This is a genomic window from Streptomyces sp. NBC_00258 (assembly GCF_036182465.1).
In the GTDB taxonomy this organism is placed as follows: Bacteria; Actinomycetota; Actinomycetes; order Streptomycetales; family Streptomycetaceae; genus Streptomyces.
Genome location: NZ_CP108081.1, coordinates 6895803 through 6909580, shown reverse-complemented (window position 1 = coordinate 6909580; position 13778 = coordinate 6895803). Strand labels below are relative to the sequence as shown.

At 70.1% G+C, this 13778-nt stretch carries 12 protein-coding genes; 6 read left to right on the top strand and 6 right to left on the bottom strand.

What is annotated here, in order from left to right; translation table 11 throughout:
* Position 1 precedes the first annotated feature (1 nt).
* Positions 2–1855 carry a hypothetical protein gene (locus tag OG718_RS30785; protein WP_328845721.1) on the bottom strand — a complete coding sequence of 618 codons (1854 nt, stop codon included), beginning with the start codon at positions 1853–1855 and terminating at the stop codon, positions 2–4.
* A 339-nt stretch (positions 1856–2194) separates the two neighbouring features.
* On the bottom strand, positions 2195–3319 hold the full coding sequence (locus tag OG718_RS30780; protein ID WP_143640411.1) for an alpha/beta hydrolase: 1125 nt from the start codon (positions 3317–3319) through the stop codon (positions 2195–2197).
* A 227-nt stretch (positions 3320–3546) separates the two neighbouring features.
* Between OG718_RS30780 and OG718_RS30775 the strand changes: the two genes are divergently transcribed.
* From OG718_RS30775 to OG718_RS30750, 6 genes are all read left to right on the top strand, one after another.
* Positions 3547–5352 carry a phosphatidylglycerol lysyltransferase domain-containing protein gene (locus tag OG718_RS30775; protein ID WP_328845720.1) on the top strand — a complete coding sequence of 602 codons (1806 nt, stop codon included), beginning with the start codon at positions 3547–3549 and terminating at the stop codon, positions 5350–5352.
* A 221-nt stretch (positions 5353–5573) separates the two neighbouring features.
* A complete protein-coding gene (gene folP / locus OG718_RS30770; protein WP_143640407.1) occupies positions 5574–6452 on the top strand; it encodes a dihydropteroate synthase in 879 nt (292 codons plus the stop codon).
* Complete coding sequence (locus tag OG718_RS30765) at positions 6449–6952, top strand: nuclear transport factor 2 family protein (protein ID WP_143640405.1); 504 nt, start codon at positions 6449–6451, stop codon at positions 6950–6952. The genes folP and OG718_RS30765 overlap by 4 nt, the downstream gene beginning before the upstream one ends.
* Before the next feature lie 413 nt (positions 6953–7365).
* Positions 7366–7725, top strand: a complete 360-nt coding sequence (folB, locus tag OG718_RS30760; protein WP_143640403.1) for a dihydroneopterin aldolase — start codon at positions 7366–7368, stop codon at positions 7723–7725.
* Positions 7722–8330 (top strand): 2-amino-4-hydroxy-6-hydroxymethyldihydropteridine diphosphokinase, encoded by a 609-nt coding sequence (gene folK / locus OG718_RS30755; RefSeq protein WP_306939282.1) that lies wholly within the window; start codon positions 7722–7724, stop codon positions 8328–8330. The genes folB and folK overlap by 4 nt, the downstream gene beginning before the upstream one ends.
* A 46-nt stretch (positions 8331–8376) precedes the next feature.
* Positions 8377–8862 carry a DUF3180 domain-containing protein gene (locus OG718_RS30750; protein WP_143640400.1) on the top strand — a complete coding sequence of 162 codons (486 nt, stop codon included), beginning with the start codon at positions 8377–8379 and terminating at the stop codon, positions 8860–8862.
* A 107-nt stretch (positions 8863–8969) separates the two neighbouring features.
* On the opposite strand, the gene folE is transcribed toward OG718_RS30750, so the two are convergent.
* The 4 genes from folE to tilS all read right to left on the bottom strand — a co-directional run bounded on the left by folE (position 8970) and on the right by tilS (position 13704).
* Positions 8970–9575: a GTP cyclohydrolase I FolE gene (folE, locus tag OG718_RS30745; RefSeq protein WP_055610774.1), complete on the bottom strand. Its 606-nt coding sequence runs from the start codon at positions 9573–9575 to the stop codon at positions 8970–8972.
* Positions 9576–9722: 147 nt separating this feature from the next.
* Positions 9723–11762 (bottom strand): ATP-dependent zinc metalloprotease FtsH, encoded by a 2040-nt coding sequence (gene ftsH / locus OG718_RS30740; RefSeq protein WP_143640509.1) that lies wholly within the window; start codon positions 11760–11762, stop codon positions 9723–9725.
* Between the two features lie 212 nt (positions 11763–11974).
* Positions 11975–12535, bottom strand: coding sequence for a hypoxanthine phosphoribosyltransferase (gene hpt, locus OG718_RS30735; protein ID WP_143640508.1), 561 nt, complete (start codon positions 12533–12535; stop codon positions 11975–11977).
* 107 nt (positions 12536–12642) lie between these two features.
* Positions 12643–13704 (bottom strand): tRNA lysidine(34) synthetase TilS, encoded by a 1062-nt coding sequence (gene tilS / locus OG718_RS30730; protein ID WP_328845719.1) that lies wholly within the window; start codon positions 13702–13704, stop codon positions 12643–12645.
* Between the last annotated feature and the right edge of the window lie 74 nt (positions 13705–13778).

Sequence of the window (13778 nt, the reverse complement as noted above, 5' to 3'; positions counted from 1 at the left end):
CCTACGAAACCGCGCTCCGCAGTTCCGTCAGGTCGATCTGCTCCGTCTCGTCGTGCGCGGTCAGGTCGATGACCTGGCCGACTCCGCGGGACTCCTCGCTCACGGGCTTGAACTCGGCCTCGGACTCGGCCTTGTGAAGCGCGAGCGCCTCCTGGCCCACCACGTCGGCGAGGTCCTCGTTCTGTACGGCCTCCAGCGCCTCGGCGCCCTTCTGCGTACCGAAGAAGTCGAACCCGCCCTCCACCGAGGGGCGTCGTGCGGGCGAGTTCGGCACGACCGCAACGGCAGTGGGCACGGTGAAGTGCCCGGAAGGCTGCGAGGGCCGCGCGGCGGGGGTGAGAGCGGCCGCGCTCGTCGGGGAGTTGCTCGTCGCTCCGGGCTCGGGCCGCTGCACACGGGCCACTTCGGACGGAGTGGGCCGCGCGAGGGCGGTGCCCGTCGACGGCTCGGGGGCGGGCGCCGTGCGGGTCGCCGTGGACTGCAGGGGCGTCACGTCGATCGCCGTGGACCGCTGGGGGGTCGTGCCGGTCGCGGTGGACCGCTGGGGCGTCATGTCGGTCGCGGTGGCCTGTGCGTGCGGCCGTACGGTCTCCGCGGGTTGCGTGGCCTTCGCGGGCCTCGCGGATATCGGTGCGGTCGCGGCGGCCGTGCGCTCATGACCGCCGACCGCCTCGGACTTCCCCCGCGTCTCGCCCTCCTGCCCGGCGTCACCCTTGGCGGGCGCACCCGTCACGGTGCTGCCGGCCGCGGACGCGCCCTTGGCGGAGCCGTTCGGGGAACCGTTCGGCCGGGGCGCCCGCTTGCCGGGGCCTCCCGGCGAGGGCGAACCCTTGGGGCCACCGCCCTTCGTGGCGGCCCGCTTGACCGGACCACTCTTCGCCGAGGCGCTCGGGGCGGAGCCGCCCGTGGCCGCCGGGGCGTCCTGGCCGGCGCCGTCTGTGTCTGTGGCTGCGTCTGTGGCTGTGTCGTCCTGAGCCGACCCGTCCTCGGCAGAGGCTGAGTCGGCCGCCTCGGGGGCGACCTCGGTCTCGGTCCCGGTCCCGGTCTCGGCCGCAAAGGAGTCGTCCGTCGCCGAATCCGTCGTGGAGTCGGCCGTCGCCGAACCGTCCTCCGCCGTCACGTCCTCAGCAGGCGCGCCGTCCTCGGACACGTCCTCCGCGGAGTCGCCCGCCGAACCAGCGCCCTCGGTCGCATCGGCCGTACCGACGACTGCGGCCTTCGCCAGCCGGTCCAGCGCCGCGTTGGCCTTCACGTAGAGGACCGAGGCCGCCGCGGACGCCGCGAGGGCGGCCTGGACCGTCGCCGCGGTCGCCTCCGGAACCGCGTCCTGGGCGGATGCCGTCTCGTCGGTGTCCGGCGGTATCGAAGCCGCCGCGGGCAGTGCCACCCGGGCCGGAGCCGTCGCCTCTATCTCAAGGAGCCGACGGCCCTCCAGCGCGGTGGCACGCTCGGTCTCCGCCGTGGCGTATCGCCGCAGCAGGGCGGCATGTTCGTTGCGCAGCCCCTGCAACTCGGCACGCTTCGAACGGAGCCGCTGCTCCAGCTTGGTGCGCAGCTCGCGCGACTCGTCGAGATCGGTCTCCAGCTCGGCGGCCCGCTCCTCGTGACGCCACTCGTCGCTCGCACGCGCGCGCGTGAGGTCCGCGACGCGTTTGCCCGCCGCCGCGTCCCAGCGGCGCATGACGACCGCGCCCACGACAGCCGTCGCCGCGGCACCCGCGGCCAGCCCTCGGAGCACCAACGTTTCGGAGAACAGCCATGGCCCCGCGGCGCAGACGGCGGAGACGCCTGCGATCGCCGAGGGGGGCAACAGCCGGTGCAGAGGTGGGGAATGGCGGTGACGTCCTCGTGGCATGGCCAGAAACTTACCGCGCGTAGGCGAATCGTGGTGCCCCGCGGGGCAAAAACACAGCCACACCGAGACCTTCTCACCGCACCATCACCGGGCAGTCTCCGCATTGGCCGCTCGACGACCACGACTTCGGTCCCTCATCGGCTGCCCCAACCGCCACTGCGCCGGCCGCTGTTTCTTGATCGTCCCCTCTCCCGAATCAACCCTTCTCCTGTGGATTGCGGAATTCCGAGTGGCTTTCTCAAGTGCTTTCTCCCGGCGTCCGGCGCCCGGCATCGGGCGTCCTGCACCGGGCGTCCTGCACCGGGCGTCCGGGAAAGAACGTCGGCCGGGAAAAGGCCGTCAGCGGTCGCTCAGCCGTCCGCTGATCCACTGCAAGGTCGCCGGGATCTCGCGCCGCCAGGTGTTGAAGTTATGCCCTCCGCTGTCGAGGATGATCGACGAGATCCGGGTCGGCTTCTTCGCCTGCACGAGGTCGATGAACCGCAGCGTCTCCTGGTAGTTGCTCTCGCCGTTCCTGCTGCTGCTGACGAGCAGTGAGGTGTCGGGCGCGGGCTTGTGCTTCAGGTACCACATCAGGTCGGCGCGGTTCTTCAACTCCTCGTCCCCGTGGAAGAGATCGCCCGTCGTGGGGTCGCTCGGCGCCCTGTAGTAGGGGGAAAGGCCCGCTCCGGCGGCGTATGTCTCCGGGTGGTGGATCGCGAGCTTCAGCGCGCAGTAACCGCCCGTGGAATCGCCGACGATTCCCCAGCTCCCGGGCTTTTTGCCCACCCTGTAGTGGTGCGACACCGCGTCGGGCAGGTCCTTGGCGAAGAACGACTCGGTCTTCGGACCACCGGGAACGTCCACGCATTCCGTGTCGCGCGGCGGTGCGACGGTCGGCCGCATCATGACCAGGATCATCGGCTGCATCGTGCCGTTCTTGGCGAGCCGGTGGGCGGTCTGCGGATAGTGCAGGCCCTTGATGAGCGCCTCGGCGGTGCCCGGATAGCCGGTCAGCACGACAGCCGCCGGAAACGTACGGGTGCGGTACTGCGGCTGGAAGTACTCCGGCGGCAGATAGACGTACGCGGGAGACGCGATATGGGTCCGCCGGCCCACGATGTCGACCTTCTGGATCTGCCCGCCGATCTGCGGCCGCGTACCGCCGGAGACGTTCACCTGTCGTGTGTCGACCACCTGGAGAGGACCGTTCGCGCCTCCGGCGTCATGGTCGACCACGATGCCCTGGCCCGACTCCCGGCCGAGGAGATCGGCCCAGCTGGCGTAGAACCCGAAAGCCTGATTGGCGCCGAGGCCGATCGACGCGAAGATCGCGACCTGGGTGGCCAGCAGGAGGCCGATCCGCCCCGACACGGCACGCCAGTTGCGGCGCGCGAGCCGCGGCCACCACCACACCGTGCCGACGAACAGCAGCACAGCGAAGAGAACCGCGAATGCCAGCACCTTGTTGCTCGTGAGACCCATGAGCTGTTCCTGCCTGCGCTTTCCGGCCGGTGACCGGCGCCGCTTCCTTCACGGCGCCTTGCCCCGGTCTTTCCTTGCCCTTTGAAACGGTTTTCCGATGGGGAGTGAACCTGTCTCCCCAAGACACCGTCCTAGAGGGCGCAATGTCGCCGGATGCCGGATTGGCACCGGATTCAAGGTCTCTCGCAGAACTACGGGATGCGATGTCTGTCAGGATAGATGGGGAAATGTCGGGTGAGGTTCCGGCTCGAACGGGCCGACTGCGGGGCGTACTCCGCGGTCCGCGCCCCGAAGCCGTTCCCGCCCTGGTCGCCAGGGCCTGCACGCTCGTAGGGCTTCTGGACATCGCGGCGGGTGTCTTCCCGCGCTTCCGCAACAGCCGTATGCACACGCTCGCCGAGGTGCTGCCGGGCGCGTTCGGTCCGTTCGCGGCCGCCCTGTCCCTCAGCGCGGGCGTCCTGCTGCTGCTCCTCGCCCACGGTCTGCGCCGGCGCAAGCGGCGGGCGTGGCGGGCCGCGGTGATACTGCTCCCGCTGGGCGCCCTCGCCCAGTTCACCTACCGGCACTCCCTCATCGGGGTCCTCATCTCGCTGGCGCTGCTCGCCCCGCTGCTGCGCCACCGGAGCGAGTTCGAGGCGCTGCCCGACCCGCGCAGCCGCTGGCGGGCCCTCGCCAACTTCGTCCTCATGGGCGCGGGTTCGCTCCTCCTCGGCCTGGTCATCGTCAGCGTCCACCCCAACCGGCTGGTCGGAAACCCGAGCCTCGCGGACCGCATCAGCCATGTGCTGTACGGCCTGTTCGGCTTCGAGGGGCCGGTCGACTACCAGGGCAACACGTCCTGGACGGTGGCCTTCTCCCTCGGCGCGCTCGGCCTGCTGACCGCCGTGACCACCATCTACCTGGCCTTCCGCCCCGAACACCCGGCCGCACGCCTGACGGAGGACGACGAGACACGGCTGCGCGCCCTCCTGGAGAAGCACGGCGGCCGCGACTCGCTCGGCCACTTCGCGCTCCGCCGCGACAAGGCGGTCGTCTTCTCGCCGAGCGGCAAGGCGGCGGTGACGTACCGCGTCGTCTCCGGGGTGATGCTCGCCAGCGGCGACCCCATCGGCGACGTCGAGGCCTGGCCCGGCGCGATCGAACGCTTCATGGACGAGGCGAAGGCCCACTCCTGGACGCCCGCCGTCATGGGCTGCTCCGAGACGGGCGGCGAGGTCTGGACCCGCGAGACCGGCCTCGACGCCCTCGAACTCGGCGACGAGGCGGTGGTGAACGTCGCGGATTTCTCCTTGGCCGGACGCGCGATGCGGAACGTGCGCCAGATGGTGAAGCGCATCGAGCGAGCCGGTTACGAGACCCGCGTACGGCGCATCCGTGACCTGAGCGAGGGCGAGCTGGACCGGATCCGGCGGGCCGCGGAGGCCTGGCGCGGCACCGACACCGAGCGCGGCTTCTCCATGGCGCTCGGCCGCATCGGCGACCCGGAGGACGGGGACTGTCTCATCGCGACGTCCCACAAGGAAGACACCGATCCGGGCCCGTACGGCGACCTGAAGGCCGTACTCCACTTCGTCCCCTGGGGTACCGACGGGGTTTCCCTGGACCTCATGCGCCGCGACCGCTCGGCGGACCCCGGCATGAACGAACTCCTCATCGTAGCGGCCCTCCAGGCAGCGCCCCGCCTGGGCATCACCCGCGTCTCCCTGAACTTCGCGATGTTCCGCGCGGCCCTGGCCCGCGGCGAGAAGATCGGCGCGGGCCCCGTCCTGCGGGCCTGGCGCGGTCTGCTGGTGTTCCTCTCCCGCTGGTTCCAGATCGAGTCGCTCTACAAGTTCAACGCGAAGTTCCGCCCCTACTGGGAGCCCCGTTTCGTCGTCTACCGCTCCTCCCGCGACCTCCCCCGCATCGGCTTCGCCGCCATGCAGGCCGAGGGCTTCGTGAACCTCGCCCTCCCCCGCCTCCTGCGCCGCCGCGCACCGGCCCCGCGCCCCTGCGCCCACGCCGTGCCGGAACGAGACGTGCGAGCGGCGTAACCACCTCCGCACTCCCGTCCCCGCACCACAGACCCCGACCGCCACGCGACGCCCACCCCCGCGCCGCGCGGCGGTCGGTTGCTTTCCGGACGGGTGGGCGGGAAACAGGCCGCGAAGGGGCAGAGGCCCCGGTCGGCGACAGCGATCAGCCGCCGAACAGGACGGGCCCTCACCACCAAGGGCGACCAACCGCTCACCGCCGGGGGCCTAGGCTGGAGGTCATGAGCAAAAGGAGCGGGCGCAGCCAAGTCGCGGGCCTCCCGGAATGGGACCGCTGCGCGGTCATGGGCGTCGTGAACGTGACCCCCGATTCCTTCTCGGACGGCGGACACTGGTTCGACACGACCGCCGCCGTCAAGCACGGCCTCGACCTGGTCGCGGAGGGCGCGGACCTGGTCGACGTGGGCGGTGAGTCCACCCGCCCCGGCGCCGCCCGCGTCGACGAGGCGGAGGAGCTCAAGCGCGTCATCCCGGTCGTCCGGGGCCTCGCCTCGGAGGGCGTCACCGTCTCGGTCGACACGATGCGCGCCTCCGTGGCCGAGCGCTCGCTCGCCGCCGGCGCCGTCCTCGTCAACGACGTCAGCGGCGGCCTCGCCGACCCGGCGATGATCCCGGCCGTCGCGGCCGCCGGCGCCCCCTTCGTGGTCATGCACTGGCGCGGCTTCCTCCAGGGCAGCACCGTACGAGGGTCGTACGAGGATGTCGTCTCCGAAGTCGTCGCCGAGCTCCACGCACGCGTGGAGGCCGTTCTGGCGGGCGGCGTCGCCGCGGACCGCATAGTCGTCGACCCGGGCCTCGGCTTCTCCAAGGAGGCCGAGCACGACCTGATCCTGCTCGCCCACCTCGACCGTCTCCGGGAGCTCGGGCACCCCGTGCTGGTGGCCGCCTCCCGCAAGCGGTTCCTGGGCCGCGTACTGGCGGGCCCGGAGGGCGCCCCGCCGCCCGCCCGGGAGCGGGACGCGGCCACCGCGGCCGTCTCCGCGCTCGCCGCCCACCAGGGCGCGTGGGCCGTGCGTGTCCACGAGGTACGGGCCACCGCCGACGCCGTCCGGGTCGCCCGGGCCGTGGAGGGCGCCCGGGCCGCAGAGGGAGACCGGTGAGCGCCCCCCACACGGACGTCGAGCAGGTCGAACTCGCCAACACCTCCTTCTACGAGGCGATGGAGCGGGGCGACTTCGAAGTGCTGTCGTCGATCTGGCTGACCCCGTCCGACCTGGGCCACGACGAGGAGTACCACGACCCCGCACAGGCCGGCGAGGTCTCCTGCGTCCACCCCGGCTGGCCGGTGCTCAACGGCCGGGGCGAGGTCCTGAGGTCGTACGCGCTGATCATGGCGAACACCGAGTACATCCAGTTCTTCCTGACCGACGTGCACGTTTCGGTCACCGGCGACACCGCTCTGGTGACCTGTACGGAGAACATCCTCAGCGGCGGCCCGTCGCCCGAGGACAGCGACGAACTCGGGCCCCTCGTGGGCCAGCTCGTCGTCGCCACGAATGTGTTCCGCCGCACACCCGAGGGCTGGAAACTCTGGTCCCACCACGCCTCTCCCGTACTGGCCGAATCCGGCGAGGAAGAAGAGGACGAGTCGCCCGCTTGAGTGGGTAGGGGCCCAGGGCCTGTCTGACAATTCCCGTCGTCGCCCGGAGGGCGGCCTCGCGGCGTCAGGTGCGTGCTCTCGGCGTGCCGGGCGTAGAGCCTCGTACTGGACGTACTTGGGTCTGCGCCCGGTGCGGCGAGAGTGCGTGCATGGCGTCGCGAGGCAGACGGGAATTGTCAGACAAGCCCTGGCAGAGATTGAGATCACCGGCCCCGGGGTAGGGGCGGCTACCAGCCCGTGAGCCGTCGCACGCCCCCAAAGAAAACACTCGATGAACCCTTGTTGCCCCCGCGCGGGGCGAGCCCCCTGCGGGCGGGCACTGTCAGTGCTCGCAGGTAGATTCGAATGTGGCTGGTGTTGCCGACCGCACTCGGGAGAGCCCGCCGTTACCGACGATTGCAGGAGTGATTCGCGTGGATCGTGTCGCGCTGCGCGGCCTCAGGGCCCGTGGGCACCACGGTGTCTTTCCCAGGGAACGCGAAGAGGGCCAGACCTTCATCGTGGACCTCACGCTGGGCCTGGACACCCGGCCCGCCGCGGCCGACGACGACCTCACGAAGACCGTGCACTACGGCATCGTGGCGGAGGAGGTCGTGGCCGTCGTCGAGGGCGAGCCGGTGAACCTCATCGAGACGCTCGCCGAGCGCATCGCCCAGACGTGCCTCAAGCACGACGGGGTCCAGGAGGTCGAGGTCTGCGTCCACAAGCCGGACGCCCCGATCACGGTCCCCTTCGACGACGTGACCGTCACCATCACCCGGAGCCGAGCATGACCGCGTTCACCGAGGGCCAGAGCGACCCGACCGTCCAGCCGGTGCCCGCCTCCGTGGTGGAGCGCGTGGACGCCGCCGACACGACCCTGCAGAACCCCAGGCGCGCCGTGCTCTCCCTGGGCTCGAACCTCGGCAACCGTCTGGAGACCCTCCAGGGCGCCATCGACGCCCTGGAGGACACCCCGGGCGTCCGCGTCAAAGCGGTCTCTCCGGTGTACGAGACGGAGCCGTGGGGCGTGGACCCGGGAAGCCAGCCGACGTACTTCAACGCGGTGATCGTGCTGAAGACGACCCTCCCGCCCTCCTCGCTCCTGGAGCGGGCCCACGCGGTCGAGGAGGCCTTCCACCGCGTCCGGGACGAGCGCTGGGGCCCCCGCACGATCGACGTGGACATCGTGGCGTACGCGGACGTGGTCTCCGACGACCCGGTCCTGACCCTCCCCCACCCCCGGGCCCACGAGCGCGCCTTCGTCCTGGCCCCCTGGTACGACGTGGAGCCCGAGGCCCAGCTCCCCGGGCGCGGCCCCGTGGCGCATCTGCTCGCCGACGTCCCCCGGGAAGGTGTCGCGCCCCGCGCCGACCTGGAACTCCAGCTGCCCGAGTAGTCGTTAAGGTCGAGACGCACACAGGCGGGTCGATCGAAGGGGCAATGTGAAAGAGCTGCGCATCAGGACGCTGGCCACGGTGTTCTTCGTCGCCGGGGTGCTGTCCTGGGCGGGTGCCCGCCTGTGGAACTCGGTCGGGACACTCCCCCGGGTCCCACTGGCCGCCCCCATCGTCCTCGCCCTGATCGCCGTCGTGCTCCTGGCGACGGCGATCTCCCTGAGGGCCCGTCTCAAGGCCCAGCGCGAGCGCCGCCCCGACGCGAAGGGTGTCGACCCCATGATGGCGGCCCGAGCGGTCGTTTTCGGCCAGGCCAGCGCCCTCGTGGCCGCCCTCGTCGCCGGTATGTACGGCGGCACGGGCGTCTTCCTCCTGGAGTCCCTCGACATCCCCGCCCGCCGGGACCAGGCCATCTACGCAGGCTTCTCCGTCCTCGCCGGCATCGCCGTCATAGCGGCCGCCTTCTTCCTGGAGCGCGTCTGCAAACTCCCGGAGGACGACGACACGAACGGTGGCACGGCCCGAGCGACGTAACGAGGCGCAGCCTCGTGGTCGAGGGCGCAGGGAACTGTGCGCCCAGCCACAACGAACCCGCACGCACCGCGAAGCGTCCCCGCGCAGCGAACCGATCAGCGAGCCACTCAGCGAGCCATGATGAGGCTCATCGCCTCGTTACGGGTCGCAGCATCCCGCAGCTGCCCGCGAACGGCCGACGTTATGGTCTTCGCCCCCGGCTTGCGAATCCCCCGCATCGACATGCACATGTGCTCGCACTCGACCACCACGATCACACCACGCGGCTCCAGGATCTCCATCAGCGATTCGGCGATCTGCGTGGTGAGCCGTTCCTGCACCTGAGGCCGCCGGGCATAGACGTCCACGAGCCGCGCCAGCTTCGACAGCCCCGTGATCTTGCCGTTCGTGCTCGGGATGTACCCGACGTGCGCGACGCCCCTGAACGGCACCAGATGGTGTTCGCAGGTCGAGAACACCTCGATGTCCTTCACCAGGATCATCTCGTCGTGGCCGAGATCGAACGTCGTCGTCAGGACGTCCTCGGGCGTCTGCCACAACCCCGCGAAGATCTCCTTGTACGCCCGGGCCACCCGCCCCGGCGTCTCCCGCAGCCCCTCACGGTCCGGGTCCTCACCGACCGCGATCAGCAGCTCTCGTACGGCGTTCTCGGCGCGCTTCTCGTCGAACTCGCCGATCGTGCCCTCGCCGTCCAGCGTCACGGGATCGGTCATCTCGTGCCTCGTTCCTGAGCCTGTGACGCGTACGGATCACGCGTCTCATGTTCGGGCATACAACGATGCCGCGCCCCCCAGGCTAAGACCTGGGGGGCGCGGCATTTCGTTCCGGACCTGGTGAGGTGTATCGCACCCGAGCCTGGATCAGCTCTCGGAACGGTCCTCGGGGGCCGACTCGGTCACCGGGAGCGCCTCGGTGGAGGCCTTGGTGCTCGCGGTGATCGCGGGGCTCGCGCCGTTCGTCCCGTTCGTCAGTGACAGCTCCCTGGGGGAGAGCACCGGCGGGCGGGTGGACGGCGTGCGCCGGGAGGAACCGGTCCACGCGGGGCGGGCCGGACGCTTGATGAGGGGAGCGAAGACCTCGGCGATCTGCTCCTTGCTCAGCGTCTCCTTCTCCAGCAGCTGGAGGACCAGCGCATCGAGGACGTCGCGGTTCTCGACCAGGATCTCCCAGGCCTCGTTGTGCGCGTTCTCGATGAGCTTCTTGACCTCTTCGTCGACGAGCGCGGCGACCTCTTCCGAGTAGTCGCGCGGGTGCGACATCTCCCGGCCCAGGAAGGGCTCGGTGTTGTCGCCGCCGAACTTGATCGCGCCGAGACGCTCGGTCATGCCGTACTGCGTGACCATCGCGCGGGCCGTGGCGGTGGCCTTCTCGATGTCGTTCGCGGCACCCGTGGTCGGGTCGTGGAAGACGAGTTCCTCGGCCGCGCGCCCGCCCAGCATGTATGCCAGCTGGTCGAGCATTTCGTTGCGGGTCGTGGAGTACTTGTCCTCGTCGGGCAGGACCATCGTGTAGCCCAGAGCACGGCCTCTGGAGAGGATCGTGATCTTGTGGACCGGGTCGGAGTTCGGAGACGCCGCCGCGACCAGGGCGTGTCCGCCCTCGTGGTACGCGGTGATCTTCTTCTCCTTGTCCGACATGATCCGGGTCCGCTTCTGCGGGCCCGCGACCACACGGTCGATCGCCTCGTCGAGCATGTTGTTGTCGATGAGCTTCAGGTTGCTGCGTGCGGTGAGCAGCGCGGCTTCGTTCAGCACGTTCGACAGGTCCGCGCCCGTGAAGCCGGGCGTACGCCGGGCAACCGCGCCCAGGTCGACGTCCGGAGCGACCGGCTTGCCCTTCTGGTGGACCTTGAGGATCTCCAGACGGCCCTGCATGTCCGGGCGGTCGACCGCGATCTGGCGGTCGAATCGGCCGGGGCGCAGGAGGGCCGGGTCGAGGATGTCCGGACGGTTCGTGGCGGCGATGAGAATCACACCGCCCTTGACGTCGAATCCGTCCATCTCGACGAGCAGCTGGTTCAGCGTCTGCTCGCGCTCGTCGTGACCGCCGCCGAGGCCGGCACCGCGATGGCGGCCGACCGCGTCGATCTCGTCGACGAAGACGATCGCCGGGGCGTTCGCCTTGGCCTGCTCGAACAGGTCACGGACTCGGGAGGCACCGACACCGACGAACATCTCGACGAAGTCGGAACCGGAGATCGAGTAGAACGGGACGCCCGCCTCGCCCGCGACAGCACGCGCGAGCAGCGTCTTGCCCGTACCGGGAGGCCCGTAGAGGAGCACGCCCTTGGGGATCTTCGCCCCGACGGCCTGGAACTTCGCCGGCTCCTGGAGGAACTCCTTGATCTCGTGGAGCTCCTCGACCGCCTCGTCCGAGCCCGCCACATCGGCGAACGTCGTCTTCGGGGTGTCCTTGGTGATGAGCTTCGCCTTGGACTTCCCGAAGTTCATGACCCGGGAGCCGCCGCCCTGCATCTGATTCATCAGGAACAGGAAGACAACGACGATGAGGACGAAGGGGAGCAGGGACAGCAGGATGCCGACGAAAGCGTTCTGCTTGGTCGGCGAGACCGTGTAGCCGTCCGGAATCTGCTTGTTCTGGTACTTGTCCTGGAGGGTGGTGGCCAGGGCCACGCCCTGGTCGCCGATGTAGCTCGCCTGGATCTTCGAGCTGCCCTCGACCTTTGTACCGTCCTTGAGCTCGATCTTGATGATCTGCTCGTCGCCGGTGGTGAGCTTGGCCTGCTGGACCTTGTTGTCATTGATCGCCTGGACGACCTGGCCTGTGTCCACCGTCTTGTAGCCACCGGACGAGCCGACGACCTGCATCAACACGACCACGGCAAGGACGGCCAGCACGATCCACATGACCGGCCCACGGAAGTATCGCTTCACGTCCATCCATACGGAGCGGTGCCGCCCCGTCCCTCCTGCCATAGTGAGTTTGATAAGACTGTTCTTCGGACGGTACCTCAGCATTGTCACCCGAAGCTGCGCGGTCCGGCTGACAAACCCGTCTACGCATGCTCCAACGGCGCGAAACCCGCTGGGGTTCCCGGACGTCCTACAGGGGTTGGACCCCTGTCAGTGGGACGCCGTCCCTCCAGGGTGCCTCAGCCGCCGTACACGTGAGGCGCGAGCGTACCGACGAACGGCAGGTTCCGGTACTTCTCCGCGTAGTCGAGGCCGTAGCCGATGACGAACTCGTTGGGAATGTCGAACCCGACCCACTCCACGTCGATCGCGACCTTCGCGGCCTCCGGCTTGCGCAGCAGCGTGCACACCTTGAGGGAAGCGGGCTCGCGGGAGCCGAGGTTGGAGATCAGCCAGGAGAGTGTGAGCCCGGAGTCGATGATGTCCTCGACGATCAGGACGTGCTTGCCCTTGATGTCGGTGTCGAGGTCCTTGAGGATCCGCACCACTCCGGAGGACTGGGTGCCCGCCCCGTACGAGGACACCGCCATCCAGTCCATGGTGACGGGGGTGGACAGGGCCCGCGCCAGGTCCGCCATGACCATCACGGCGCCCTTGAGGACACCGACGATCAGCAGGTCCTTGCCCGCGTACTCCGCGTCGATCTTCGCGGCCAGCTCGCCCAGCTTCGCGTCGATCTCTTCCTTGGTGATGAGCACCGACTTGAGGTCGGTGCCCAGGTCTTTCGCGTCCACCCGCATCACTTTCGGTCGTCCCACCGGCTGCTTCCCGGCCCTCCCCGAAGAGGAGCCGCTCCCCGAAGGGGTTGCCCTCCGGGGCGGGTCGCTCCCCGAAGGGGAACCCTTTTTCAGCCTTGCCGAATCACCAGTCTGCCACCCTGCCGCTGGGCGACGACTTTGCCCGGGAGGTTGATGGCTCCCTGACCGCGCCAGCCGGTGATCAGCCGGTCGACCTCTTCGATGTGCCGGGCGAACAGCGAACCGGCGGGCGCCCCGGCCTCGATGGCGGCGCGGCGCAGGATGCGGCGGCGCACGGCGGGCGGCAGGGCGTACAGCTTGGCGCACTCCAGGAGGCCCGTGGCGTCGCGCACGGACGCCTCGGCCTGACCCGCCCACGCGTCGAGCGCGTCGGCGTCGTCACGCGACAGCTGGGCCGTACGGGCGAGTGCCTCGACGACGCCCTTGCCGAGCGCCTTCTCCAGGGCGGGCAGTCCCTCGTGGCGCAGCCGGGAACGGGTGTACGCCGGATCCGCGTTGTGGGGGTCGTCCCAGACGGGCAGGGACTGGACCATGCAGGCCTTGCGGGCGGTCTGCCGGTCGAGGTGCAGGAAGGGGCGGCGGTAGCGGCGGGCGGCTCCCGGCCCTCCGGAGACGGCGGCCATTCCGGACAGGGAACGGATGCCGGAGCCGCGGGCCAGGCCGAGCAGGACGGTTTCGGCCTGGTCGTCGCGGGTGTGGCCGAGCAGGACCGCGGCGGCGCCGTGGCGCTCGGCGGCGGCGTCCAGCGCGCCGTAGCGTGCGTCGCGGGCCGCGGCCTCGGGCCCGCCGTCCCGGCCGACGGTGACGGCCACGGACTCGACCGGGGCCAGGCCGAGTTCGTTGAGGCGCAGCACCACCTCTGCGGCACGCAGGTCGGAGCCGGGCTGCAGACCGTGGTCCACGGTGACACCGCCGGCGCGGATGCCGAGTTTGGGGGCTTCGAAGGCGAGGGCGGAGGCGAGCGCCATGGAGTCGGCGCCGCCGGAGCACGCGACGAGCACGAGCGGCGGGGGCGGCTGCTCGTGCGAAGTGCCCGGGGAGGCGGAGGAGGCGGGGGTGGCGCCAGGGGAGGGCGTGTGGTCGGTGAGGACGTCATGGAGCACGCGGCGGACCGCCAGGCGTATCGCCGCGACCGCAGGATGGGGACCCATGTCCGGTTCCCTTCATGAAATTGTCGGGGGGTGAGCCCGAGGTTCGGTCACTCAGAGTGTGTAGATGGTGACAG

Coding starts and splice junctions, on each gene's coding strand:
- folE (WP_055610774.1), bottom strand. CDS start 9,575: ATGACCGATCCCGTGACGCTGGACGGCGAGGGCACGATCGGCGAGTTC.
- tilS (WP_328845719.1), bottom strand. CDS start 13,704: ATGGGTCCCCATCCTGCGGTCGCGGCGATACGCCTGGCGGTCCGCCGC.
- folK (WP_306939282.1), top strand. CDS start 7,722: ATGACCGCGTTCACCGAGGGCCAGAGCGACCCGACCGTCCAGCCGGTG.
- ftsH (WP_143640509.1), bottom strand. CDS start 11,762: ATGGACGTGAAGCGATACTTCCGTGGGCCGGTCATGTGGATCGTGCTG.
- OG718_RS30785 (WP_328845721.1), bottom strand. CDS start 1,855: ATGCCACGAGGACGTCACCGCCATTCCCCACCTCTGCACCGGCTGTTG.
- OG718_RS30775 (WP_328845720.1), top strand. CDS start 3,547: ATGTCGGGTGAGGTTCCGGCTCGAACGGGCCGACTGCGGGGCGTACTC.
- OG718_RS30780 (WP_143640411.1), bottom strand. CDS start 3,319: ATGGGTCTCACGAGCAACAAGGTGCTGGCATTCGCGGTTCTCTTCGCT.
- folP (WP_143640407.1), top strand. CDS start 5,574: ATGAGCAAAAGGAGCGGGCGCAGCCAAGTCGCGGGCCTCCCGGAATGG.
- hpt (WP_143640508.1), bottom strand. CDS start 12,535: ATGCGGGTGGACGCGAAAGACCTGGGCACCGACCTCAAGTCGGTGCTC.